General features: G+C 62.2%; 15 protein-coding genes. 10 read left to right on the top strand and 5 right to left on the bottom strand.

The features are described 5' to 3' along the window. The first annotated feature begins 69 nt into the window (after window positions 1-69). From MKZ40_RS12985 to MKZ40_RS12945, 9 genes are all read left to right on the top strand, one after another. Window positions 70-969, top strand: a complete 900-nt coding sequence (locus MKZ40_RS12985) for an SDR family NAD(P)-dependent oxidoreductase (RefSeq protein WP_254627226.1) — start codon at window positions 70-72, stop codon at window positions 967-969. A gap of 398 nt (window positions 970-1,367) precedes the next feature. Further along, window positions 1,368-3,089, top strand: coding sequence for an LTA synthase family protein (locus tag MKZ40_RS12980; RefSeq protein ID WP_217485964.1), 1,722 nt, complete (start codon window positions 1,368-1,370; stop codon window positions 3,087-3,089). Next, a complete protein-coding gene (locus MKZ40_RS12975; protein ID WP_175090692.1) occupies window positions 3,086-11,266 on the top strand; it encodes a type I polyketide synthase in 8,181 nt (2,726 codons plus the stop codon). The genes MKZ40_RS12980 and MKZ40_RS12975 overlap by 4 nt, the downstream gene beginning before the upstream one ends. A gap of 136 nt (window positions 11,267-11,402) precedes the next feature. After that, window positions 11,403-12,569, top strand: a complete 1,167-nt coding sequence (locus MKZ40_RS12970) for a nucleotide sugar dehydrogenase (protein ID WP_175090693.1) — start codon at window positions 11,403-11,405, stop codon at window positions 12,567-12,569. A gap of 226 nt (window positions 12,570-12,795) precedes the next feature. After that, window positions 12,796-13,134 carry a hypothetical protein gene (locus MKZ40_RS12965; protein ID WP_175090694.1) on the top strand — a complete coding sequence of 113 codons (339 nt, stop codon included), beginning with the start codon at window positions 12,796-12,798 and terminating at the stop codon, window positions 13,132-13,134. Between the two features lie 307 nt (window positions 13,135-13,441). Next, window positions 13,442-14,779, top strand: coding sequence for an aminotransferase class I/II-fold pyridoxal phosphate-dependent enzyme (locus MKZ40_RS12960; protein ID WP_175090705.1), 1,338 nt, complete (start codon window positions 13,442-13,444; stop codon window positions 14,777-14,779). Window positions 14,780-15,002: 223 nt separating this feature from the next. After that, window positions 15,003-15,356, top strand: a complete 354-nt coding sequence (locus tag MKZ40_RS12955) for a transposase (protein WP_156941220.1) — start codon at window positions 15,003-15,005, stop codon at window positions 15,354-15,356. After that, window positions 15,353-15,688, top strand: coding sequence for an IS66 family insertion sequence element accessory protein TnpB (tnpB, locus tag MKZ40_RS12950; RefSeq protein ID WP_175090695.1), 336 nt, complete (start codon window positions 15,353-15,355; stop codon window positions 15,686-15,688). Before MKZ40_RS12955 ends, tnpB begins: the two co-directional genes overlap by 4 nt. A 92-nt stretch (window positions 15,689-15,780) precedes the next feature. Next, window positions 15,781-17,202, top strand: coding sequence for an IS66 family transposase (locus MKZ40_RS12945; RefSeq protein WP_175090696.1), 1,422 nt, complete (start codon window positions 15,781-15,783; stop codon window positions 17,200-17,202). Here the strand turns inward: MKZ40_RS12945 and MKZ40_RS12940 are convergent, their stop codons facing one another. From MKZ40_RS12940 to MKZ40_RS12925, 4 genes are all read right to left on the bottom strand, one after another. After that, the gene (locus tag MKZ40_RS12940) at window positions 17,203-17,880 is read right to left on the bottom strand and encodes a DsbA family oxidoreductase (protein WP_175090697.1); all 678 of its coding nucleotides are present in this window, start codon (window positions 17,878-17,880) and stop codon (window positions 17,203-17,205) included. A 114-nt stretch (window positions 17,881-17,994) separates the two neighbouring features. Next, a complete protein-coding gene (locus MKZ40_RS12935; protein ID WP_175090698.1) occupies window positions 17,995-19,302 on the bottom strand; it encodes an O-antigen ligase family protein in 1,308 nt (435 codons plus the stop codon). Window positions 19,303-19,552: 250 nt separating this feature from the next. Next, window positions 19,553-20,719 carry a nucleotide sugar dehydrogenase gene (locus MKZ40_RS12930; RefSeq protein ID WP_175090699.1) on the bottom strand — a complete coding sequence of 389 codons (1,167 nt, stop codon included), beginning with the start codon at window positions 20,717-20,719 and terminating at the stop codon, window positions 19,553-19,555. Between the two features lie 431 nt (window positions 20,720-21,150). Further along, window positions 21,151-22,881, bottom strand: coding sequence for a thiamine pyrophosphate-dependent enzyme (locus tag MKZ40_RS12925; RefSeq protein WP_175090700.1), 1,731 nt, complete (start codon window positions 22,879-22,881; stop codon window positions 21,151-21,153). A gap of 318 nt (window positions 22,882-23,199) precedes the next feature. Between MKZ40_RS12925 and MKZ40_RS12920 the strand changes: the two genes are divergently transcribed. Continuing rightward, a complete protein-coding gene (locus tag MKZ40_RS12920; protein WP_175090701.1) occupies window positions 23,200-24,261 on the top strand; it encodes a nitronate monooxygenase in 1,062 nt (353 codons plus the stop codon). On the opposite strand, the gene MKZ40_RS12915 is transcribed toward MKZ40_RS12920, so the two are convergent. Then, window positions 24,262-24,990: a FadR/GntR family transcriptional regulator gene (locus MKZ40_RS12915; protein ID WP_077373794.1), complete on the bottom strand. Its 729-nt coding sequence runs from the start codon at window positions 24,988-24,990 to the stop codon at window positions 24,262-24,264. Window positions 24,991-25,390: the final 400 nt, after the last annotated feature.

The following is a 25,390-nucleotide window of genomic DNA, read 5'->3' as shown; positions in this document are numbered from 1 at the left end:
TCACCCGACCATAACGAGAAACGCAAGGGAACTGCCGACCTTCGGTGTCGGGATTCAAGGAGACCAAAGATGACGGCCATGCCCCCCCAGCAGCCAGCGCCTACCGACACTGAGCGCACCGCTGACACTCACCGAGCGGATCATCGACCAGCAGAGCATCGACCTTCAGAGAGCGACGCCAGTGCGCAAGCCGCGCAGAATGCCAGCCGTCTGCGGCGCGTCCTGATCACCGGTGCCACGGGCGAGATCGGCGGTGCTCTGGCACGCGCCTATGCCGATACGGGCACCACGCTGATCCTCACCGGCCGCAAGCAGCGCAAGCTCGATGCGATCGCCAGCGACTGCCGCAAGCTGGGCGCCGAAGTGGAATGCACGGTACTCAACCTATGTGATGAAGAGACCTTGTTCACCTGGTTGGATGAAGTCTGCGCGCGCGGCGTGCCGGACATCGCCATCGCCAATGCCGGCATGAATACCGATATCGGCCCTCAGGGCAAGGGAGAGCGTTGGGAGGATTCACGCCGCCTGCTGCAGACCAACGTGATCGGCACGCTGGGCATGGCCCACCAACTGGCCATGGCGATGAAGCAGCGCGGCAGTGGCCAGCTGGTACTGCTCAGCTCACTGGCGGCCTGGCATGGCCTGGCATTGACGCCCAGCTACAGCGGCAGCAAGGCGGCGGTCAAGGCATATGGCGAAGGCCTGCGTAGCTGGCTCAAACCCTATGGCGTAGGAGTCACCGTCGTCATGCCCGGCTATGTCACCTCACCGATGTGTGAGGCCATGCCCGGGCCCAAGCCCTTCGAGATGCCACCCGAGAAGGCCGCACGCCGCATTCTCAAGGGCGCAGCGCGCAACCGGGCCCGTATCAGCTTCCCCTTCCCGCTCAACTTCGGATGCTGGTGGTTGAGTGTCCTGCCCGCCGGTATCTCCCAGCGCCTGCTCGGATGGTTCAATTACACTCATTGATTGGGGCTTGCGTCTTCATGAGCCATGAACCTGAGCGGTGAATCTGAGTCATGAGCCGGCCGGCCATGAACAGCGGGTAATGGCTCAGGGTTTTTCCATTGTCATGACAATGAGTTAGCGTAATACCCCAATACCTGCCACTTGAGTACATCGTGCAGAATTGAGGAGAAAGACAGTGACGGGAACGCCATAGCGATAGTTGAACACCCTGGAACGATCAGGATCTGGACACCAGAGCGCCTGAAAATACTGCGGCGAGGGGCCGGATTACCGCTCCCCTCGTCGCCATTGATCTTGATCAGGGTCGAGTACTCGACCGGACACTACACAGCCCCTGCGACGGCAGAGGCTAACGAGGTCGGCATTACATGGAGTTTGTCATTGCGTTTGTGTCTTTCATGGCCGGGCCACTGCTGGTCGGCCTCGGGTTGACGCTGGGGCTTGAGCATCTGCTGCTGAAACAGATGACGACACCGCCAGCCGCTTTCTGGCGTCGCCCCGTCAGCGCCAGGCTGGCACATGTCGGGTACTGGTGCGCCAGCTGGTCACTGTGCACCTTGATCACCCAGCGGCCATGGTTCTCGCTGATCGTCGTCAATGCGCTGTGGCTGGTGGTGCTGCAGGTCAGCCACACCAAGTACGTGTCGTTGCGTGAACCCTTCCTCAGCCAGGACTTCGAGTACTTTACCGACGCCATCAAGCATCCGCGCCTGTATATCCCCTTCTTCGGCATCGGGCTGACCATCGCCGCGATCACGGCAGGGGCGCTGGCGATCGGTCTGGGGCTCTGGCTCGAACCCGCGCTGGGCTTCTCCACCGCCTATTCAGGCAATGCCGCTTTGTGGCTGGTGCCGTTGATCAGCGTACTGATCGGCGCGAGCCTCCTGGTCTACGCCTTGGGAAATCGTCTGGCCAGCAAGGTGATTCTGGTACCCGAATTCGATCTTAGTGAGCTGGGCATGGTGCCCTACCTGCTGGCCTATGCGCGGCTGGCGCGTCGCCCCCTCTCGCCACAGCACAATCCCCTGGATGAGGGAGAGCGCGATCTCGCCGATACCCTGCGCGAGCTGGATGACGAGAATGCCACCCAAGCGCTGCCCCATGTCGTCAGCGTGCAGAGCGAATCCTTCTTCGATGCCCGCCGCGTCTACCCCCGAGTACGTGATGACCTGCTGCCGAACCTGGATCGCTGCCACTTCACCGCCCTGGCCCAGGGACTGCCGTGCGGTCGTCTGGCCGTGCCAGCGTGGGGTGCCAACACCGTGCGCACCGAAACCGCCTTCCTGACGGGCCTGACCGCCGAGGAACTCGGCGTGCACCAGTTCAACCCCTATCATCAGCTGGCGCGTCGCGCCGTACCGAATCTCGCCGCCAGCTACAAGGCGATGGGCTATCGCACCCTGTGCATCCATCCCTATCCCGGCTCCTTCTATCTGCGCAACCAGGTGCTGAAACAGCTCGGGTTCGATGAATTCCTCGACATCGCCCACTTCAGCGATGCCGACAAGAGTGGCCAGTACATCAGCGATGCCGCCGTGGCGGCCAGGGTGGAAGACTGCCTGCTGGAAGCCGGCGACACGCCGTTGTTCATCCAGGTGATCACCATGGAGAATCACGGCCCGCTGCACCTGGAAACCTTCGACAGCACACGTCTACCGGAGTGGTATGAAGGAGACCTAGCGGAGAACTGTCAGGAACTGGGCATCTATCTGCGCCATCTGGTAAATGCCGATGCGATGATCGATCAGCTCACCACCGCGCTTTCGCGACTGCCGCGCGGCGGGCTGCTGTGTTTCTATGGAGACCATGTGCCAATCATGCCCGAGGTCTATACGACCCTGGGTGAGCCCAATGGCGTGACCGACTGCTTCATCTGGTCCAGCGCCCTGCCGGAGTCCGACGACACTGCCCGACAGACCATGGCTGCCGTGCGCGACGAGGACCCGGAACTGATGGAATGGGCCCTCGACTGCGAAGGGCCCTTCAAGACCGACGAGCAATGCCGCAAGGGCGATCCGCGCGTCACCCATATCGATACATTAGGAAGTGCGCTACTGCAGGCGACCGCGAAACATGCTCGCCACAGTGCCGTGATTCAGAAGTTCAGGAGCTTGTCATGACCCGACGCGTTGCCATCATCGGCGCAGCCAGCCGTTTCCCCGGCACCACTCAGGCCACCCTGTGGGACGACCTCCTGGCCGGCAAGGACATGGTGACCGAAGTCGCCGACGACCGCTGGAGCAAGGAGTCTCTCTCGCACCCGGACAAGAAAGCCCCGGGCATGAGCTATAGCTTCGCCGCAGGTTCATTGGGCGACATCACGGGCTTCGACCCGGCCTTCTTCGGCATCAGCCCGCGCGAAGCCGCCAGCATGGACCCCCAGCAGCGCATGCTGCTGGAGATGAGCTGGGAAGCCATCGAGCACGCCGGTATCCCGGCCGAGAAAATGCGCGGCTCACGCTGTGGCGTCTTCATGGGCATCGCGAGCCTGGATTACTCCTACCGCATGGCGGATGACCTGAGCGCCATCGGCCCGAATACCGCAACCGGCAATACCTCCAGCGTGGCCTCCAACCGCCTGTCGTATGCCTTCGATCTGCACGGCCCGAGCCTGTCGCTGGATACCGCCTGCTCCTCCTCGCTGGTCGCCTTCCATCAGGCCTGCCAGTCGATCCGAAGCGGCGAGACCGACATGGCGCTGACCGGCGGCATCAGCCTGCACCTGCATCCGTACGGCTTCCTGATCTTCTCCAAGGCCACGATGCTGTCGAAGACCGGCCGCTGCCAGGTATTCGATGAAGCCGGCGACGGCTACGCGCGCTCCGAGGGCGGCGGTGTCTTCCTGCTCAAGGATCTCGACCAGGCCATTGCCGATGGCGATCGCATTCTCGCCGTGGTGGCCTCTTCCGTGGTCAATACCGATGGCTACAAGTCCGGCCTGACCGTGCCCAATCCGGCGGCGCAGATCCAGCTGATGGAGCAGGCTTGCGAGCAGGCCGGCATCCAGCCGGACGAGATCGACTATCTCGAGGCCCACGGTACCGGCACCGCGGTCGGTGACCCACTGGAAACCCGCGCCATCGGCGCCGCAATCGGCCAGAAGCGCTCAAGCCCGCTGCCGATCGGCTCGATCAAGAGCAACATGGGTCACCTGGAAACCGCCTCTGGCGTGGCAGGCCTGGCCAAGGCACTCGGCGTGATCGCGCACCGTGAAGTGCCCGCGACTATCAAGATCCAGCGCCTGAATCCGAAGATTCGTAGCGACGAGTGGAATCTGGATATCGTCACCCAGCCGCGCAAGCTCAAGGCAGACGGTCGCCTGGTCGTCGGCGTCAACTCCTTCGGCTTCGGTGGTGCCAATGCCCACGTGCTGCTGGAAAGTGCCCCCGAACAATCAATAGCGCAACCGCACACTGCAGGTGAACAGACGCCGCCGCTGCGCCTGAGCGCCCGTTCGCCGCAGGCGCTCAAGCAATCCGCGCTGGAGCTGGCAGAGCACCTGCGTGAGCTCGCCGCCCACGACATGGCGCCAAGCCTCTACGATCTCGCCTGGCAGCTGGCCGCCCGCCGCGAGCACCATGTGCATGGTGCCCTGCTCAGCGCAGATAACTTCACCACCCTGCTTCAGGACCTCGATACCCTCGGCAGCGAAGGGGATCTCGGCGACCATCCGCGTATCACCCTGGCGGACCGTCTGCCGGCATTACCGAGCGCCAGTGACAATGATGCATCACCGCGTGCCACGACGAATGCCCCGACTCCCGTAAAGGAGCGCGGCCCGGTGTTCGTGTATTCCGGCAATGGCTGCCAGTGGGCCGGCATGGGCCGTGCCCTGATGGAAGAATCCCCCAGCGTGCGCGCCTGCCTGGAGCGCCTCGATGCCGCCTTCCGTGACTTCAATGGCTTCGAGTTGCTCAAGGAGCTGGACGGCAGCCTGAGCGAGAAAGGCGAGAATCGTCTGGACGCCACCGAGATCGCCCAGCCGACGCTGTTCGCGCTGCAGGTCGCAGTCACCGAGTGGCTGATCGAGCGTGGTATCCGTCCTGCTGCCGTCACCGGTCACAGTGTCGGCGAAGTCGCTGCCGCCTGGGCCAGTGGCGCCCTTACGCTTGAACAGGCCACCCGCGTCATCTTCCAGCGCAGCTACCACCAGGGGCGCACCCGTGGCACCGGCGCGATGATGGCCGTCGGTCTCGGCGAGTGCGAGATGCGCGAATGGCTGGAGCAGCCGCAATGGGCCTCGCTGTCACTGGCCGGCATCAATGGCCCGCGCGGCACCACCCTGGCCGGCGAGCGTGAGCTGCTGGAAGCGCTGAGCAAGGAGCTCTCCGCCCAGGGCACCTTCGCACGGGTGCTGGGGCTGGATTACGCCTTCCACAGTCCGGCGATGGATCCAATCAAGCCCGGCCTGCTCGAATCCCTCGACGGCCTGGCGCCCCGCGCCACCCATACCCCGTTCATTTCCACCGTCACCGGCAGCGTCATTGCCGGCGAGCAGCTGGATGCGCGCTACTGGTGGGAGAACATCCGTCAGCCGGTCATGTTCGAGGCCGCCGTCACGTCGCTGGTCAACTGGCACTCCGAGGCGGAAGAGAACGCTGCCCTCGGCCGCCATCGCCTGCTGGTCGAGATCGGCGCACACCCCATCCTGCGCAGCTACCTGAACGACATCCTCAAGGCGCGCAGTGACGAGGCACCCACCGGCCAGGTGCACGCCAGTCTCGACCGTCGCCATGCCGGGCTAGATGCCCTGGAGCACCTGCGCTGTCGCGTGCTGCTTTCCGGCGCCGTCGACATCACCGGCCTGTTCCCGGTCGCCGGTCAGTTCGTCGAGCTGCCAAGCTACCCGTGGCAACGCATCCCGTGCTGGCTCCAGACCACCAGCGAAAGCCAGCGCCTGCTGGATCGTCATTACGTTCATCCGCTGCTCGGCTATCGTCTCGCCCAGCAGCGTCTGACCTGGGAAGCCCAGCTCGATACCCAGAAGGTCGCGTGGCTGGCCGATCACCAGGTCGGCGAGAGTGCCGTCTTCCCGGGGGCCGGCTATCTGGAGCAATGCCTGGCCGCCGCCCACGAATGGCAGGCCGCCAGCGCCGATGCGGACAGCCTGCCCGACGTGCTGGATCTGGAAGACTTCGAGATTCGCGCCCCGCTGCTGCTCGATGACAGCACGCTGCGTCTGACGCGCCTGTCACTGGACAGCGCCAATGGCTACATGCGTCTGGAAAGTCGTGAGACTCGCGCGGAGGATGCCGACAAGTGGAATCTGCACGCCGTGGCGCGCGCCTTCACCGCCACGCGTGGACGCCTGCTGGAGCGAGCCGCCCCGGTCATGCCGACTCGCGCCGCCGATTTCGGCCGCGATGAGCACGTGGCGGCTGCCGCGCAACTCGGCCTGCATTACGGCCCGCATTTCCGCGCCGCCGAGCAGATCTGGGTCGACGCGGGCGCCGACCATCACACACCAGGCACTGCGCGTCCGCAGGTGCTGGCCCGCTTCTCGCTGACCGAGGAAATGGCCAGCCAGGACGCCGACTTCTACCTGCACCCCGGTGTGCTCGACAGCGCCTTCCAGCTGTTCATTCCGCTGCTGGGTGTACTCAAGGGCCAGATGGCGGCCAGCAATGGCATGGCCTTCGTGCCGGTACGTGTCGGTCGCCTGCAGGTGCGTGAGCAGGTACGTGCCTCGCAGATCGTCACCGCGCGCGTCGTGCTGCGCTCGCGTGGCCCACACTCGCTGTGTGCCGACTTCGAGCTGTTCGACGCCGAAGGCCGCGCCGTGGCCGTTGCCGAAGAGGCCCGCTTCCGCGCCGTACGCCTGGGACGTGATGGCACGGCGCATCTGGATTATCTGGATATCGCACTGACTGCCGCCCCGCACCCGCTCACTCAGCCGACCGCTCCGATATTGAATCTCGCAGGCCTGGTGAATGACGCCATGCAGGCGTCAGAGGCTGCCGATGACGGTGAGGATGATGAGGCGAATGTCGGTGAGAGTACTGGTGAGAATAATGTTGCTGAGAGCGACGCGGCCGCCAGCGCACAGACACTGCTGGCCGACAGCCAGTGCTTCCGCGATGAGCTGGAGCCGCTGCTCGACAGCCTGATGCTCGCCAGCGTCCACGAGACCCTGCTGCGTCACGCCGCGCCGGGCGACCCGGAGGTGGCCCATCTCGATCACGAGGCGCTATCGCGCTGGCAGCGCCGTTGTCCGCTGTTCAGTCGTACCCTGCTCGACTGGGCCGAGTCACAAGGCCTGACGGAAGCACTCGACAGCGGCGACTGGCAGATCAACTCGCTGGACCTGCCCGCCGCCAATGATATCTGGCAGCTGCTGGTACGCGACTACCCGGGCCAGTTCCCGCTGACGCATGCCACCGGTCGCCTGCACCTGCACCTGGATGAATGGCTCAATCGCGGCATGCCCTTGGGCGGGCAGTTAGAAGGCGCTCAGTCAGAAGAGACTCAGCTGGACGGCACCGCTGATGAAACGGTGGCGGACCGCGAGGCGCTGCTCTCGGCGGATGCCAGTGCCGCACTGGAACATCTGCGCCAGCCGCTGATCCCGACGCTGCTCAAGACGGCGGTCGGCAATGCCGGCTGGCAGTGGTTGAGCGCCCAGCTCGATCAACGCATCAGCAGCGCGCTTGCTACTCTGCCTGCTGGCCAGCGTCTCGATGTGCTGGAGCTGGGTGCCGGCGGCCCCTGGCTGGGCCAGCGTCTCGCGACACTGCGCGAGGCGGATGCACGCAACGGTCGCTACGCCGCGCTGGATTACCGCTTCGTCGCCGCCAGTACCGGCGCCCTCAGTGAAGCCAATCGCCTGCAGGATGACCTGCCGCTGATCGACGTGATCGCAGGCGAGACCTTCCAGGACACTGCCCCGACCCGCAAGGCTCAGCTCGCCATCGTGCATCTGGACTTCGAGGCACCGTCACAGGCGCGCGAGCTGCTGACAGCGCTGATCGCCCATCTGGCGCCCGGCGCGCAGCTGCTGCTGTGTGGCTGTGAACCGGCGGCTTGGGCCGGGCCGATTCTGGCTCTCGATGATGGTGAGCAGTTGCGCAGTCATCCGGGCATCGCCCAATGGCAGCGTCTCTTGACCCAGCTGGGCCTCGTCATCGAGACACCAGACGCGTCTGTTGCCGGTGCCTGGTGGCTGTCCGCGACCCTCGCCGCTCAGGCACCGCTTGCGGCTCTTGCGAAAACCGCTGAAGACCAGATGGCGGCAGGTGAATCAGTCGAGAGTGAATCATTGGAAAGCGAAGCAGTGGCAAGCCAGGCCGCCACGCTCTCCATCGCGTTGCTGGATAGCCCGCAGGCACCGGCGAATCAGACACTGCTGACAAGCTTGAGCGACTCGCTGGCTGCACGCGGCCATCAGGTCAGCCATCAGCGCCTGCCAGCCAGTCTGCCGGTGGATGCCTCCGGATTGATCGAGCAGCTTGGCGACGTTGATCATCTGATCGCGCTGCCCAGCGCGGCGGCGACAGCTGAGAAGAATGATACGGACAGCACCAACGCCCTCCAGTGCGCACGCCAACAGCTACTGACACAGGTCGCCCAGGCCTTTGACAGCGCCCAGGAGCAGGACGACAGCCGCCTCGCCCCGACCCTGTGGGTGCTGACACATGACGTGGCGACGCTGTGGCAGACAAGCGATGCCCCCGCAGCGACTCCTCCGGCGGATGCGGCCAGCTGGGGCTTTGCGCGCAGTCTGGCCAACGAGAGCCAGTCGCTGACCATTCGCCTGCTGGATACGCCGACACTGGAGCACGATGCCATCAGCATGTCGGCCTTGATGGACGCACTGGTGCAGGAACTCGAAGCGCCGGATCACGAGCAGGAAGTGGTGCTGGATGCCACTGGCGCGCGCTTCGCGACACGCCTGCGTCAGGTGGCGGCGCCTCAGCAGGCCGCTGGCGCAGAGAATGCCCGCTTGCAGGCATCTGGGACCCAGCGCCACGCCGTCAGCCTCGGCTTCAGCCAGCCCGGCCAATTGCGCAATCTGGAATGGCAGCCACGCATATTGCCCGCCGTGGCAGCCGGCGAAGTCGAAGTGCGTGTCGAGGCGACCGGCCTCAACTTCCGCGATGTCATGTACACCCTCGGCCTGCTGTCGGATGAAGCCATCGAACACGGCTTCTCCGGCCCGAGCCTGGGGCTCGAGTTCTCCGGCATCGTCACTCAGGCCGGTGCCAATGCCGAATTCACGATCGGCGATCGTGTGGTCGGCTTCGGCCCGGCCAGCTTCTCCGACCGTCTGGTGATCGCTGATACGGCGCTGGCCCATGTGCCCCACGGCGTCAGCCTGGAAGCTGCGGCGACCATCCCGACCACCTTCTTCACCGTCTACTACGCGCTCAAGCATCTGGCGCGGTTGGAAGAAGGCGAGAAGGTACTGATTCACGGCGCCGCCGGCGGCGTGGGCATCGCGGCATTGCAGATCGCCGAGTGGCTGGGCGCCGAGGTGTTCGCCACCGTCGGCTCGCCGGCCAAGCGTGACTTCCTGGCGCTGATGGGCATCGACAACGTTTATGACTCGCGCAGCCATGGCTTCGCCGAGGATATCCTGGCCGATCTCGCCGCACATCAGCAGCGTGATTCGTCTGTCGATGCCCGCGGTGTCGATGTGGTGCTCAATTCGCTGGCCGGTGAAGCCATCGCCCAGAATCTACGCGTGCTCAAGCCGTTCGGGCGCTTCTGTGAGCTGGGCAAGCGCGACTTCTACGAGAACACCCCGATGGGGCTGCGTCCGTTCCGCAACAACTTGAGCTACTTCGGCATCGATTCCGATCAGCTGATGAAGGAATGCCCGGGCCTGACCACGCGCCTGTTCCGCGAGATGATGGCGCTGTTCGAGGACGGCACCCTGGCGCCGCTGCCCTACACCACCTTCGATGCCAGTCAAGTAGTCGAGGCCTTCCGCTACATGCAGCAGGCCCGCCAGATCGGCAAGGTCGTCGTCACTCAGCATACTGCCGAACACGCCGCTGAGAAGACAGCTAGTGCAGTGCCCCATCAGCCCGATACGCTCGCGGCCGATCAAAAGACACTGACGATCGACCCGGCGGGCAGCTATCTGGTCACCGGCGGTCTGGGCGGCTTTGGCCTGCGCAGCGCTGAGTGGCTGGCCGCGCTGGGGGCACGTGAGCTGGTCCTGCTCGGACGCTCCGGCGCGGCCAGTGAAGAAGCACAGCAAGGTGTTGCGCGTCTCGAGGCCCAGGGAGTGAACGTGCATGCGCTGGCCTGTGATGTCGCCGACGAAGCCGCGTTATCCAAGGTGTTCGCACGCTTCGGCAAGTCCGCTGAAGACGATGGCATCGCCCCGCTCAAGGGCATCATCCATGCCGCCGCGGTAATCGATGATGCACTGATTCGCCATCTCGATGCCGAGCGTATCCAGCGCGTGATGACGCCGAAGCTGGAAGGTGCACGCCTGCTGGATCGCCTGAGTGCCGAGCATGCGCTGGACTTCTTCGTGCTCTACTCCTCGGCCACCACCCTGTTCGGCAACCCGGGACAGAGCGTCTACGTGGCGGCCAACCACTGGCTGGAGGGCCTCGCCGCCAACCGTCGTGCGCGTGGCCTGCCCGCCACCTGCGCACGCTGGGGCGCCATCGAGGATGCCGGCTTCCTGGCACGCAACGAGAAGACCCGCGAAGCACTCAAGAATCGCCTCGGCGGTGATGCGCTGATGGCAGACCACGCGCTGGCCTGTCTCGGCGAGATGATCAGTGCAGATCAGAACGCCCAGGCTCTCGGCCTGCCTGGCCGCTCACTGGGCGTGCTGGAACTGGACTGGGCCGCGCTTGCACGCTTCCTGCCGACCGCCGCCACGCCACGCTTCGAGGAAATCGCTCGCCGCGCCGGTGAGGATGACAACAGCCAAGCGCAGCAGGATGATATCGCCGCGGCACTGGCGGGGTTGAGCGGCGAAGCGCTGCAGACCGCTATCGTTGAGATTCTCAAGGGCGAGCTGAGCAAGATCCTGTTGATCGACGCCAGCGCCATCGACGTCAACAAGAGCGTCTACGACATGGGCTTCGACTCGCTGATGGGGGTCGAGCTGATGACGGCAGTCGAGGCACGCCTGGGCATCAGCATTCCGGTGATGATGATCAGCGAAGCCGCCACCCTGTGGCGCCTCGCGGAGCGCCTGATGCACAAGATGGGCAACGCCGACGGCGAGGAAGCCGAAAGCAACTCCGAAGACCAGGCCATGGCACAGCTGGTGAAGCAGCATGGTGGCGAGACGGCCACGCTGACAGAGCGGGGAGAGATGGTCAGCAAGTAGTTAAATCTCCACTAGACACGGCAAGGCACGGATTCTTGGTGCCTTGCCATATTCAGCATTTCTACCTGATCGAATCAGAAGATTGTTATTCAAAAACCTAGTTGAAGGTTAAAAGAACCATTGGGGGTAATTGTTGATGAAGATAGCCATCGCAGGCACAGGCTATGTCGGCCTCTCCAACGCCATGCTGCTCGCACAGCATCATGAAGTGATCGCACTGGATATCGTGCCAGGCAAGGTGGAAGGGCTGAACCGTGGTGTCGCACCGATTGAAGACGCCAAGATTGACGAGTTTCTGGCGCGTGGGGACCTGAATTTCCGCGCTACCCTCGACAAGGAAGAGGCTTATCGTGGTGCCGATTTCGTGATCATCGCGACGCCGACGGATTACGATACCACCACCAACTACTTCAATACTTCCAGTGTTGAAGCGGTGATTCAGGATGTACGCGACATCAATCCTGAAGCGGTGATGGTGATCAAGTCCACTGTGCCGGTGGGCTATACGGTAGAGGCGCGTGAGCGTTTCAATACCGAGAATCTGATCTTCTCGCCGGAGTTCCTGCGCGAAGGCAAGGCACTGTACGACAACCTGCATCCGTCTCGCATCATCGTCGGTGAGTGCTCCGAGCGTGCCGAGGTGTTCGCTGGTCTGCTCAAGGAAGGCGCGATCAAGCAGGGTGTTGATGTGCTCTTCACTGACAGCACCGAGGCGGAGGCCATCAAGCTGTTTGCCAATACCTACCTGGCAATGCGCGTCGCCTACTTCAATGAGCTGGATACCTACGCCGAATCGCATGGCCTGGATGCCAAGCAGATCATCGAAGGTGTGGGACTGGACCCGCGCATCGGGCAGCATTACCACAACCCGTCATTCGGGTATGGGGGCTACTGTCTGCCGAAGGATACCAAGCAGCTGTTGGCCAATTATCAGGAAGTGCCCAACAACATGATCCAGGCCATCGTCGATGCCAACATCACGCGCAAAGACTTCATCGCGGAATCCGTGCTCAAGCGCAACCCGCAGGTGGTGGGGGTGTACCGCCTGGTGATGAAGTCCGGCTCTGACAACTTCCGCGCCAGTGCAATGCAGGGCGTGATGAAGCGCATCAAGGCCAAGGGTGTGGAGGTGGTGGTGTACGAGCCGGTACTGGAAGAGGACACCTTCTTCGGGTCACGCGTCACGCGAAATCTCGAGTCGTTCAAGCAGGAAGCAGACGTCATCCTGAGCAATCGCATGGCGGAAGAGCTCACTGATGTGGTTGAAAAGGTATACACCCGTGACCTGTTTGGTAACGACTAAGGAACGATGATCAATTCGGCTCTGCGCGCCTGAAGCGCTAAAAATGGTGCTTCAAACGCAATAGCGGTCGCGTTCTGAGCTGTAAAAGTTGCCTATTGTCCCTACCAGCCGGATTCTCCGGCTGGTAGGGAGGATTCAGGCTCTGCGATATTTCATGTAGATTTGACTTCATCCGGCATGAAGTGGATCCACCCTTTGGGCTACTTGGGTCAGTGAGACTAGATTCATGGACGAAATGACCATCCTGTCCGTCAATGCACATCATGATCTCAACGATCATGCTCCCCTGTCGCTCATGACCAGCGCCGAGGGCTTCACCCTACTGCTCGCCAAGACCGACAGCGCGACCTATCTCGTGATCGCCCAGCATATGGGCCGCACGGTGTCGACGGTAGAGCTCGCCTCAGTACGCTATGCAGACTTTGTCATCCAGCTAATTGATGAGCACATTCGACAACATCCGGGGCTACAGTGTGAAGAGCTGGATATGCACATTCGGCTAAAAGCCAGGGACCATGTCCCCCGCACCCCTCTGCCTGACGATTTCATGGCACCTGGTGCGTGATCCTTCCCATGATGTTGCAGACGGTAGGCGAGAAGACCGAGCGGCCAACGCATTGAAAAGGCATGCGAGTCTCGATAAGGGGCATTATTGTGGGTGGCGCTTGAGCAGCCCGGGCGGGTGACTCACCGACCGCACGCGCGCAACCGCATGTGGCGGGTCCTCAGCAAGTCCCATCGAGATTCGTTCCCACGCGCGCAAAGGCTTGCCCTCTTGCCGACACCCCATCATCATCAAGGGAAAGATCGCTTCAACTTCAAGGACTTCCTCTTTGGCAACACGTCACTCCTCCGGCCTCTCTCCCCGCGACATGAAACAACAGCTGCTGGACAAGGCGCGTGCCCGTCGTACCCAAACAACCGCTCGCGTGGCGGACGACGCAGGCGACGATGTGTTTGCCAGCAAGCCAACACCGCTGGTGATCAGCGATGACTTCGTGCGTTTCGATCGCCAGCCCGGTTATCAGCAGCTGAGCATGATGCAGCAGGCCGGTGCCGCCTTCGGCGTGCCGGAGCCCTTTTTCCGCGTGCATGAAGGCTGCGCCGGCGCCACGACACGCATCGATGGGCGCGAGCTGATCAACTTCGCCAGCTACAACTACCTCGACTATTCCCGTCATCCCGAGGTGATCAAGGCGGCGGCCGAGGCGGCGGCCCATTACGGCACCTCGGTGTCGGCCTCACGCGCCGTCTCCGGTGAGCGTCCGATCCATCGGCAGCTGGAAGCGGCGGTGGCGCGCACCTACGAGGTCGAGGATGCGGTGGTGTTCGTCAGCGGTCATGCCACCAATGTCTCCACGCTGGGCTATCTGCTCGGCCCGAAGGACCTGATCCTGCATGACGAGTGGATCCACAACAGCTCGCTGGTGGGCGCTCAGCTCTCCGGCGCTCGTCGCATGCCCTTCGCGCACAACGACCCCGACGCGCTGGAAGCCCTACTCAGCAGTCAGCGCGGCAAGTTCGAGCGCGTGCTGATCGTCACTGAAGGCCTCTACAGCATGGACGGCGACGTGCCGGACCTGCCGCGTCTGATCGCCCTCAAGCAACAGTACCGCTGCTGGCTGATGGTCGATGAAGCCCACTCCTTCGGCGTGCTTGGGGAGCGCGGGCTCGGCCTGAGGGAGCACTTCGACATCGCTGCGCGTGACGTCGATATCTGGATGGGCACGATGAGCAAGACGCTGTCCGGCTGCGGCGGCTACATCGCCGGCTGCAAGGAGCTGGTCAGCATGTTGCGCTACTTCGCGCCGGGCTTCCTCTACTCGGTGGGCATGCCGGCCCAGGTCGCCGCCCCGTCGCTGAAGATCCTCGAACTGCTCCAGGGTGATGATGCCAGACAGCGCATCGCGCGCCTGCATGCCGTCTCCGGCTACTTCCTCACGCGCGCCCGTGCGCTGGGGCTGGATGTCGGCGACAGCCTGGGCGTCGCGGTGGTGCCTGTCATCCTCGGCAGCTCCCTGGTGGCGGCACGCCTCTCCAACCAGTTGTTCGAGGCCGGCTTCAACGTCCAGCCCATCCTGCACCCCGCCGTGCCGGAGAAGAGCGCTCGTCTGCGCTTCTTCCTCTCCTGCGAGCACACCGAAGCCCAGGTGGACGCCGTCCTCGAGACCCTCATCCAGCAGCTGAGCGACATTAAGGCAGGGCTCTGAGGGTCGTCAGCCCACACGGGACGGATCGGCCAGTTCTGCCATTTCACACCCCGGAACGAAAAACGCGGCCCTGCTCAAAAGCGGGGCCGCGTTTTTGTCACGGGATCGTCACTACCGAAAATCAGTAAGCGACCGGTGATCCCATCTACCGCAGAGTCCTGAATTCCGTCACGTTAGATGTCCATCTATCAATAAGTGGACACTTATCATGACGGAATCAAGCGTGTTGGAAGTTCCTCGCAAGCGTCGCCGCTTCACTGCCGCCTTCAAGGCCAGGATCGTCGAAGCGTGTCAGCAACCCGGTGCCTCCGTTGCCGGAGTGGCGTTGGAGCACAGCCTGAATGCTAACCTGGTCCACAATTGGATCCGTACCACCCGTCAGCAAACGGCTGTGCCAGAAATACCGGCATTTGTACCGGTGCCCATGACTCGCGAGTTGTCACCGGCCACTCCCCAGCATCAGGTGGCGGACCCTATTCGCCTCACCATCCCGCACCCCAACGGCCCGATGGTCATCGAGTGGCCTGCCTCGGAGGCCGACACCTGTCGATCTCTGATTCGGGAGCTGCTCGCATGATCCGCATCGACGAAATCTGGCTGGCTACCGCCCCCCTGGATATGCGGGCCGGTCCGGACACTGCGTTGGCCCGAGTGGTGAAGGTCTTCGGCGCGGCTCGCCCGCATTGTGCTTATCTGTTCGCCAACCGGCGTGGCAACCGCATGAAGGTGCTGGTCCACGATGGTCTGGGCATCTGGCTGTGCGCCAGGCGCCTGAACCAGGGCAAGTTCCACTGGGCTGGCAACCGGCATGGCGATTGCGTCGAGCTCTGCCCCGAGCAGGCCATGGCACTGGTGCAGGGCCTACCCTGGCAGCGTCTCGGCACCGACGGCGTCATCTCTGTCGTCTGACACGCCAGGCCAGGTACGGCACAGAACCTCCCGGCCCGCTATTCGCTGATGCGCCAATCCCACTGCCTTCGGCGGGCTGGCATACTGGCGGAATGACGACGCCCCCCGACCTGACTCAACTCTCTCCCGATCAGCTCCGCCACTTGGCGGCAACGCTGATGACGCAGGTGGAGGAAAAGGAGAAAGCGCTACGCCACAGCGAGCAGGTCAATCAAAAGCTGACCTATGAAATGGCATTGCTCAAGCGCCACGCCTTCGGCAAGCGCAGCGAGCAGCTCAATGTCCTGCAGATCAGCCTGCTGGAGGAAGGGGGGGACGCCGACATTGCTGCCATCGAGACCGAGCTGGAAGAGCTCCACCTCACTGCTGCCACGCCAGTGGCAAGGAAGACGCCCAAGCGCACGCCCTTACCTCCCGAGCTACCGCGCACCGAGATTCATCATGATCCGGAGAATGATCACTGCCGGTGTGGTTGTCAGCTGAGGCGGATCGGCGAGGAAATCAGTGAGAAGTTGGATTACACGCCGGGCGTGTTCCACGTCGAGCGGCATATCCGTGGCAAGTGGGTCTGCGACCAATGCGAGACACTGACCCAGGCACCGATGCCGACGCAGGTCATTGACAAGGGCATCCCCACCGCCGGCTTGCTGGCCCAGGTGCTGATCGCCAAATATGCTGATCACCTGCCACTCTATCGCCAGGAGCAGATCTTCGCCCGCGCCGGCGTAGCGATTCCGCGCTCCACCCTGGCCGAGTGGGTCGGCACCTGCGGGGTGCGACTTCAGCCGCTGATCGATGCACTGCGTGAAGTGTTGCTCAACGAGCCGGTGCTGCATGCCGACGAAACGCCGGTACCGATGCTGGCCCCTGGCAAGAAGAAGACGCACCGCGCCTATCTCTGGGCCTACGCCACCACCCCGTATGCCGGGTTGAAGGCCGTAATCTACGACTTCAGCGAGGGACGTGGCGGACAACATGCCCGCCGTAAATTTGTCGATCTGCACGTCGCTGGCAAGAGCCAGATCGCCGGGCAGGCTATCGAACTGATCGGTCAGCTATACCAGGTGGAGCGTGAGGTACAGTCACTCAGTGCGGAAGAGCGTCAACGGCTGCGGGAGACGAAAGCAAAGCCCATCGCCGATGCGCTACATCGCTGGATGCTGGCGCATCGCGAGAAGGTCCCGAATGGTTCGGCGACGGCGAAAGCGTTGGATTACAGCCTGAAGCGCTGGGCGGCGTTGACGCGCTACCTGGATGACGGCGCGTTGCCGATCGATAACAACCGGGTGGAGAATCTGATTCGCCCCTGGGCGCTGGGGCGTTCAAACTGGCTGTTCGCCGGATCTCTGCGCAGTGGCCAGCGTGCTGCCACCATCATGAGCCTCATTCAGTGTGCCAAGCTGAACGGCCATGAGCCCTATACCTACCTGAAGAATGTGCTGGAAAGGCTGCCGACCCAAAAGGCTAGCCAAGTGCACGAACTTCTGCCCCATCATTGGCAGCATACTGCGTGATCACTCGCAAGCGGTGATGCCCGAACGCTTACCCTGATCTCCCGAAAGCTCGCTCAACACCTGCTCGAACACCTCTTTAGGCTGGGCCCCGTTCAGAGCGCTGCGACGATTGAAGACGAAGGTCGGCACGCTGGAGATGCCCATCTGCTGCCACTGGGCTTCGTGCGCCCTTACCTGCTGGAGGGCTTCCGGGTCGTCCAGTTTTGCCAGCCCTTCAGTGGCATCCAGCCCGACCGCGGCCAGAGCGTCCGCCATCACGGCGCGGTCTGACATGTCCTTCTGCAAGGTGAAGTAGTCAGCATAGAACTGCATCATCAGGTCATGCTGCATGCCCTGTTCGGCGGCGTACTCGAGCAGAACGTGGAGCTCGAGGGTATTCACCATGCGCATGTCGTCGAAGAAATTGAAGACCAGGCCTTCCTCGGCTGCCAGAGCGGTCAGGTTGCGACGTACCTCGGCACTGGCCTTGGGCGTGGTGTCGTACTTGCGCTCGATATGGGCGCGCAGATTCTCGCCATGTGCCGGCATGTCCGGATTCAGCTCGAAGGGCTGCCATTCGATCTCGACGCTATCTTCCAGGCCGAGTGACTGAATGGCGCTCTCGAGGCGCTTGTAGCCGATCACGCACCACGGGCACATCACGTCGGAGACGATGTCGATCTTGAGCTTGTCTTGCATGTCAGTTCTCCTGAGCGGTGAAGCAACCTCCTCCACCCCACGTAAATAGTCGTGAGCGACTGCTCAAATTTTGCGCGTACTGTAGACCCGTCACCTTCGCAGGTCAAAATACTTTCAGGGTGCCTGCTGTGTCTCGAGGCGTCGCTCGTGGGCGCGCAGCGTGCCCCACACGATCGCCAGCCAGAAGGCGTAGACCATCACGCCACTGGCCTGGGAGAACATCACCCAGGTCATCCCGAAGTCGAGGAAGGTCAGCGGCAGTAGCACGCCGGCGACAGCCAGTGAGCGCAATGTCAGATCATCGCTGTCCAGGCGACGGTAGAAGAGTCGCAGCGGCACCAGATAGAGTGCCAGCAACGCCAGCAAGCCCAGTATCCCGCGCTTGACCCAGGCATCGAGAAACTCGTTGTGGGGATGCTCGTAAGGTTGAACGTGGCGACTAAGCTCTCCCCGCTCGATCATCGCATCACGCGCCTCGGCATACCCCGTCTCGCCCCTGCCCAGCCACGGCTGCTCGGCGATCATCAGCAGAGCCCCCCGCCACATCTCGAGACGCGCCCCCGCAGAGGTGCCGGCATTGCGGTCCTCCACGTACTTCGTGACATCCGAGACACCGGCTTCGACACGTTGCTGAATGCCGGTGGCCGGCGTCATCACCATCAAGGCGATCACCCCGGCGCACATGAAGACGCCCAGTCTGAGCACACGGCGTGAAATCACCTCACCATACCTGCGATACAGCACCCAGGCCGCGAAGGGAAAGCCGATCCAACCGCCGCGTGTCCCCGACATCAACGAGCCGATGATGCCGAAGGCCCCGCCAACCAGCAGCGCCAGTATCCAATAGCGCCGCCGGGCACCTGCCTGACTCATGGCCCAGCCAAGTCCCGCGAGACACATCAGCCCCATCAACATGCAGATATCGCCGAAATTGATGGTGTTGGTAAAGCCACCGGCGCGGTGCACACCCCACACCAGCTTCTGCCACATCGCCCAGCTGCCGGTCAGCACGCTGCCGAGGATCAACCCACCCCACATCGCCCCCAGCAACGGAGGACACGACAATACGAGCAACAGCACCGGCACAGCCAGCAACAGGCGGATAGGCACGCCTGTCGTCTGCCACGCATCCCCCTGCAGCAGGAGGCTAATCAGCAACAAGGCTGCGAGGCCCACCATCACGCCGATGACGGTCACGTCCTCCTTGCGAGGCGCGCGCAGCAGCGTGCGCGGCTCGCGCAGCAGCCCATAGCCACTGAGCAACACCAGCAGTGCCGGCCCGATGCTATAACCAGAGGGCACGACCAGACTGAGCAGACCGAACAGGAAAACGCCGTAGGACACGGGGCGCGACGTCACCGTGGAAACATCGGCATCAACGGGGGATGAAGCTGAACGAGCGAGGGAATCGTATGACGGCATACCTGGCCTTCCTGACCCAGTGATGACTCTATGAAGGATGGCCCGAGCCACTCAGGCGCATGCTGCAGAGGGCTATTGAGGACTCCATGGGAGAGATAGCCTGACACAACTCCCCTCCTTCTTGGCATCAGGCAAGCAGCATGAAAGTCATCACCTGCTCCCTCTTACCCGGTACCCTGTGCGCTCATACAAAAACGCCGCATCACGGGGATGCGGCATTGTATTTTCGATCAATAAGCAGCGCTCAGGATCAATCGTTGCCGAACAGATCCCGGGTGTAGACCTTGTCGACCACATCGGCGAGCTCTTCCGCCATGCGATTGCTCAGAATGACGTCAGCTTCCTGCTTGAACGCCTCGAGGTCTCGCATGACGCGTGACCCGAAGAAGGTGTCCTCTTCCAGTACCGGCTCGTACACCACCACTTCCACACCCTTGGCCTTGATGCGCTTCATTACGCCCTGCATGGCACTGGCGCGGAAGTTGTCAGAGCCGGACTTCATCACAAGGCGATACACCCCCACCACCTGAGGGTTGCGCTTGAGCACGGATTCCGCAATGAAGTCCTTGCGCGTAGTGTTGGCATCGACGATGGCCTGGATCATGTTGTTGGGCACTTCCTGATAATTGGCCAACAACTGCTTGGTATCCTTCGGCAGGCAGTAACCCCCATACCCGAAGGACGGGTTGTGATAATGCTGACCGATGCGCGGGTCCAGCCCCACCCCTTCGATGATCTGCCTGGCATCCAGGCCATGTGATTCGGCGTAGGTATCCAGCTCATTGAAGTAGGCGACGCGCATTGCCAGGTAAGTATTGGCGAACAGCTTGATGGCCTCTGCCTCGGTGCTGTCAGTGAACAGCACATCGACACCCTGCTTGATGGCACCTTCCTTGAGCAGCCCAGCGAACACCTCGGCACGCTCGGAGCGCTCACCGACGATGATACGAGATGGGTGCAGGTTGTCGTACAGCGCCTTGCCTTCACGCAGGAATTCCGGCGAGAAGATCAGATTCTCGGTATTGAAACGCTCACGCGCCTCTACCGTATAGCCTACCGGCACAGTGGACTTGATCACCATCACCGCGTCAGGATTGATGTCGCGCACATCCTGAACCACTGCTTCGACACTGGAAGTATTGAAGTAGTTAGTGGTGCTATCGTAATCCGTCGGCGTGGCGATGATCACGAAATCGGCACCGCGATAGGCCTCTTCCTTGTCGAGGGTAGCGCGGAAGTTCAGGTCCCCACGTGCCAGAAACTCGTCAATCTCGGTGTCTTCTATCGGTGCGACACCACGGTTCAGCCCCTCCACCTTCTCTGGCACGATATCCAGTGCGATCACTTCATGATGCTGCGCAAGCAGCATGGCATTGGAGAGACCGACGTAACCTGTGCCTGCGATGGCGATTTTCATACTGAAGATTCCTGTAATTCATAAACAACCATCGAGCAGCATATCCCCAACGATCAGTTCATATTCAGAACACGAAAAGAACATTCGGGATGCTTCTTGTTGCGCAACGAGACAGCGCCATAGCATAACGCCGAATTACGAAATACTGCATCCTTGGTGCAGCTCTCAAAAGACGCAAAATTCTCATACCGTGAAATCCCATGAAGCGCTGTCGTGACATGGACGACTACTGGCGCGGCTTCTCCTCACAGGTATGGAAGTGATCCTGACCGCGAGCTGAGCTCTGCTCTCGCAGGCAACGTCCGGTCGTGCTGAAGCCCCTCAGTTACCTGCCGTACCAACCAACAGGCCCCAATCCTCTAGATCGGGGCCTTCTTGTCTGCACCTTCACTCAAGAGTGCATGAGTGAGTCACAATCTCTCACGCCGCACTCACCGACCGGTGAAGTTGTTGCGCACCAGATCGACCACATCATCCATGCGCCCATTGAGCACCGCCTTGGCGGAGTAGAGCGCGGTGGAGGCGATCTGCCCGGCTTCGACGTGCGGCGGCATCACCAGCTCCATGCGGTTGACCTTAACCTCCAGCACCCCAGGGCCGTCCTGCGCCAGCAGGCTCTGCACTGCCTCATCCAGCTCGTGTTTCTCCTCGACACGCCGTCCCCACAGCCCCATGGACTGGGCGACCAGCGAGAAGTCGGGGTTCTCGAGTTCGGTGTAGGTATCCAGGATGCCCTCGACCTTCTGCTCCAGCTCCACGAAGCCCAGCGTGCTGTTGTTGAAGATGACGATCTTGAGCGGGATCTTCTCCTGCTTGAGGGTCAGCAGGTCCCCCATCAGCATCGACAGACCGCCATCACCGCACATGGCGATCACCTGACGTTCAGGGTAGGCCTTCTGGATGCCGATGCCCTGGGGGTAGGCATTGGCCATGGTGCCATGCATCAGGCTTGGCAGCGTGCGGCGCTTGCCGTTAGCGCGGATATGACGCAGGCACCACACCATGGGGCTGCCGCCATCGGCGGTGAAGACGGCGTCCTCACTGGCATGGCGGTCCAGCGCCAGAGTCAGCTCCTGCGGGTGAATCAGATGCTCATCGTCGGAGGTGACGGCGGCCTCGTCGCGTGCCTCGAGATATTTCTTGCGGCAGCTGTCCAGCCAGCCGCTGTCATCACGCGGGTCCACGCGGGTCAGCAGAGCGGCACAGGTGTCCTTGACGCTACCGACGACACCGAGATCCACCGGATGACGGATACCGATCTTGCCGGGGTCGAGATCCACCTGGATCACGGTGGCCTTGTCCGGATAGAACTGGGACCAGGCAAAGCTGCAGCCCAGCAGCAGCAAGGTGTCACACTCCGCGACGGCCTCGTAGCCGCCCTGCAGGCCGAACACGCCGGTCATGCCGACTTCGAGTTCATTGTTGGGCTCGATGAAGTCCTTGGCACGCGACGTCCAGGCCACCGGCGCCTTGAGGCGACGTGCCAATGCCAGCACTTCTTCCTGCGCATCCTGACAGCCGACCCCGGCGTAGATCGACACCTTGCCCGGCTGATTGAGCGCCTCGGCGACGGCGGCCAGCTCCTGCTCACTCGGGCGGATCACCGGCGAGAAGCGATGGGCACGCCAGGGCAGCGAGGCCTTCGGCTTCTGCGGGAAAAGATCCCCCGGGACGATCAGCACCGCGACCCCACCTTCCGCCAGCGCCTTCTGCGCCGCGATGGCCACCATGCGGCGAGCATTCTCGGGATTGGTCAGGTATTCACAGAACACGCTGTACTGGGAATAAAGCGCCTTCTGGTCCACATCCTGCGGGAAGCCCACGCCCATCTCGGCGGTATCGATCTGCGAGGCGATGAACACCACCGGTGCGCCATTGCGATGCGATTCGATCAGACCATTGAGAAAGTGGGTGCTCCCCGGGCCACAGGTGCCGGCACAGCAGGTCAGCTCCCCGCTGATGAAGGACTCGCCACCTGCCGCGAAGCCGGCCACCTCCTCATGCCGCACATGCACCCACTCCATCTCGGAGCGCCGGATGGCGTCGGTGAAATGGTTGATGGTATCGCCGACGATGCCATAACAGCGCTTGGCACCTGCCTCGAGCAGGGATTCGGTGATGATCTCGGAGACGCTATGGGCCGAAGAATGGGACTTGGACATGGGGGCGCTTTCCTTTTCCGTTGAGTTGCGGTGAAGGATGAGCAATGCATTCACTCATTCGAATAAACAGTAAACAAGACGTTGGGATGACCCGAGGAAATGCAATGGTGAGGACGCAAGGCATCAGTGGCACACGGCGTTGCGTGCGGCGTAGCATGAGCCTGAGGCACCCGAACCACGAGGGCCTGATCACGCCACGCAGCGTGCACAGGCGGAGTGCACAGGCAGAGCTGTGCATGCAGAGCAGAGCGCAGTGATGGATGGAGCGATACTGGAGAGAGCGCAATGCCGGAGAGAACGATGCTGAGGAGAACGAGAATGCTGAAGAGGATGGGCATGCAATGGCCGATCATTCAGGCCCCGATGGCAGGCGTCTCGACGCCTCATCTGGCAGCCGAGGTCTCGAAGGCAGGCGGGCTGGGCTCGATCGGCGTCGGTGCCACGGATGCCGACGGCGCCCGCAGGATGATCACAGAACTGCAAGCGCTGACCGACAGGCCCTTCAACGTCAATGTCTTCGTGCACTCGGCCCCGGCACATGACACTGCTCGCGAGACAGCCTGGCGGGAGTGGCTGACGCCGCACTTCCAGGCCTTCGAGGCAACGCCCCCCACCAGACTCGACACGCTCTATACCAGCGTTGCCGATGACCCCGACATGCAGGCGATGTTGCTGGAGACTCGCCCACCCGTCGTCAGCTTTCACTTCGGCCTGCCCTCACGCGATTTCATCCGCGCCTTGAAGGAGGCAGGCATCTGGCTCATGGCGACGGCGACCCACCTGGAGGAAGCCAGCGCTATCGAGCGGGCCGGCCTGGACGCCATCGTGGCGCAGGGATTTGAAGCGGGAGGCCATCGCGGCATGTTTGATCCAACAGCCGCGGATACCCAGCTGAGCACTGCCGCCCTAACCAGGCAGCTGGTAGGCGCCACGCATCTGCCGATCATTGCCGCAGGAGGCATCATGAATGGTGAGGCCATTGCCGCCGCTCTCGCGAATGGCGCCGTGGCAGCCCAACTCGGAACCGCCTTCATCGCCTGCCCGGAATCCAGCGCCGATGCCGCCTATCGAGACGCACTCGCAGGGCCAGCAGCGCATGACACCCGCATGACCTCGATCGTCTCGGGCCGCCCCGCACGCATTCTCGCCAATCGATTCGTCAGTCTGATGGAAGACCCATCATGCCCCACACCACCGGACTACCCTCTCACCTACGCCGCCGGCAAGGCGCTCAACGCCGCCGCCAGATCCCAGGGCGACACCGGTTTCGGGGCACAGTGGGCGGGCCAGGGCGCCCCGCTGGCCAGAGCGATGCCAGCGGGAGAGCTGATGGCAATATTGGGAAAGGAATGGACACAAGCGTCTAGCAATACGCAATGATCAGCGCTTCATCTTGTCCCGCGTCGTGTAATAGACGCTGTCGATATGCGAGAGCATGGCGCGTTCGGCGGCGTCAGGGTCGCCGGCGCGCAGCGCTTCGACGATACGTACGTGCTCTTCATAGCTGCGCTTGATCGAGCCATGCTCGGCCATGACCTGGCGACGAATGTTGAGCGCATAGGTATAGAGCTCGTGGGCGTAGCGGATCAGGATCTCGTTGCGCGAATACTCCGCGATCACCTGATGGAAGTTCTGATCCGAGAGCTGGAAGTTCACCGGCGAGTCGAAATGCTGGGACTGGGCGTCCAGCAAGGCATCCAGCTTCTTGAGGCCCGCGGCATCGATGTGCCGTGCTGCGCGGCGGGCGATGGCCGACTCCACCACGATACGGCTCTCGAAGACGCTCTCGATGTCCAGATTGTTGAGCTCATCGCCCTGCTGACGTGCGGGATGATTGCGGAAGCTGTCGATCACGGCCTCACTGGCACACACCCGTGACTTGCTGCCATGCGAGACATTGAGCAGACCATAGCCCGTCAACAGCGCCAGCCCCCCGCGCACGGTCTCACGACTCACTTCAAACAGCTGCGCCAGCTCACGCTCGCTGGGTAGTTCATCTCCATCGCGCAACAGGCCGGTCAGGATCATCTCGATGAGCTTGTCGGCGAGAATTTCCTTCTTGGTCTGATTCTTCAGCGCTTTCTCGAAGGCGAAAGGCGTCTGGTTCATGCGGCCCCCACTGGTATAGATTTCATACCAGAATAACTGACAACCGAATCAGGCGCACCAGAAAACCGACCATGGTCGCAATTTTCGAGAAATCCTTGACCAATCATCGTGCGCTCGGCTAATTTTCACCTCAACTGATCCGGTAAACCAACCAGCAGTCCAATCAAGTCGTGATATTTCACAGTCCTGAACTGTCTTGAGAAGACCCTGACGCCAGAGGCCGGACTGCTGAGCACGCCCGACATCGACACGATCGACAACGATCTACCACATCAGGGAAAACGCATGAAAGCTTTCAGACCGCGAGAATGTCAGCAAGATATGTCTCAACCAGTGCCGCTTTCTTCTGTTTCCGCCGAATTCCGCCTTTGAAAGATTTCTCTCCTTTCAGGTAATTCAG

The sequence above is a fragment of the Cobetia sp. BMC6 genome, from assembly GCF_029991385.1.
Taxonomy (GTDB): domain Bacteria; phylum Pseudomonadota; class Gammaproteobacteria; order Pseudomonadales; family Halomonadaceae; genus Cobetia.
Note: the sequence above shows the minus strand (reverse complement) of the source record. Positions and strands in the feature narration are given on the sequence as shown.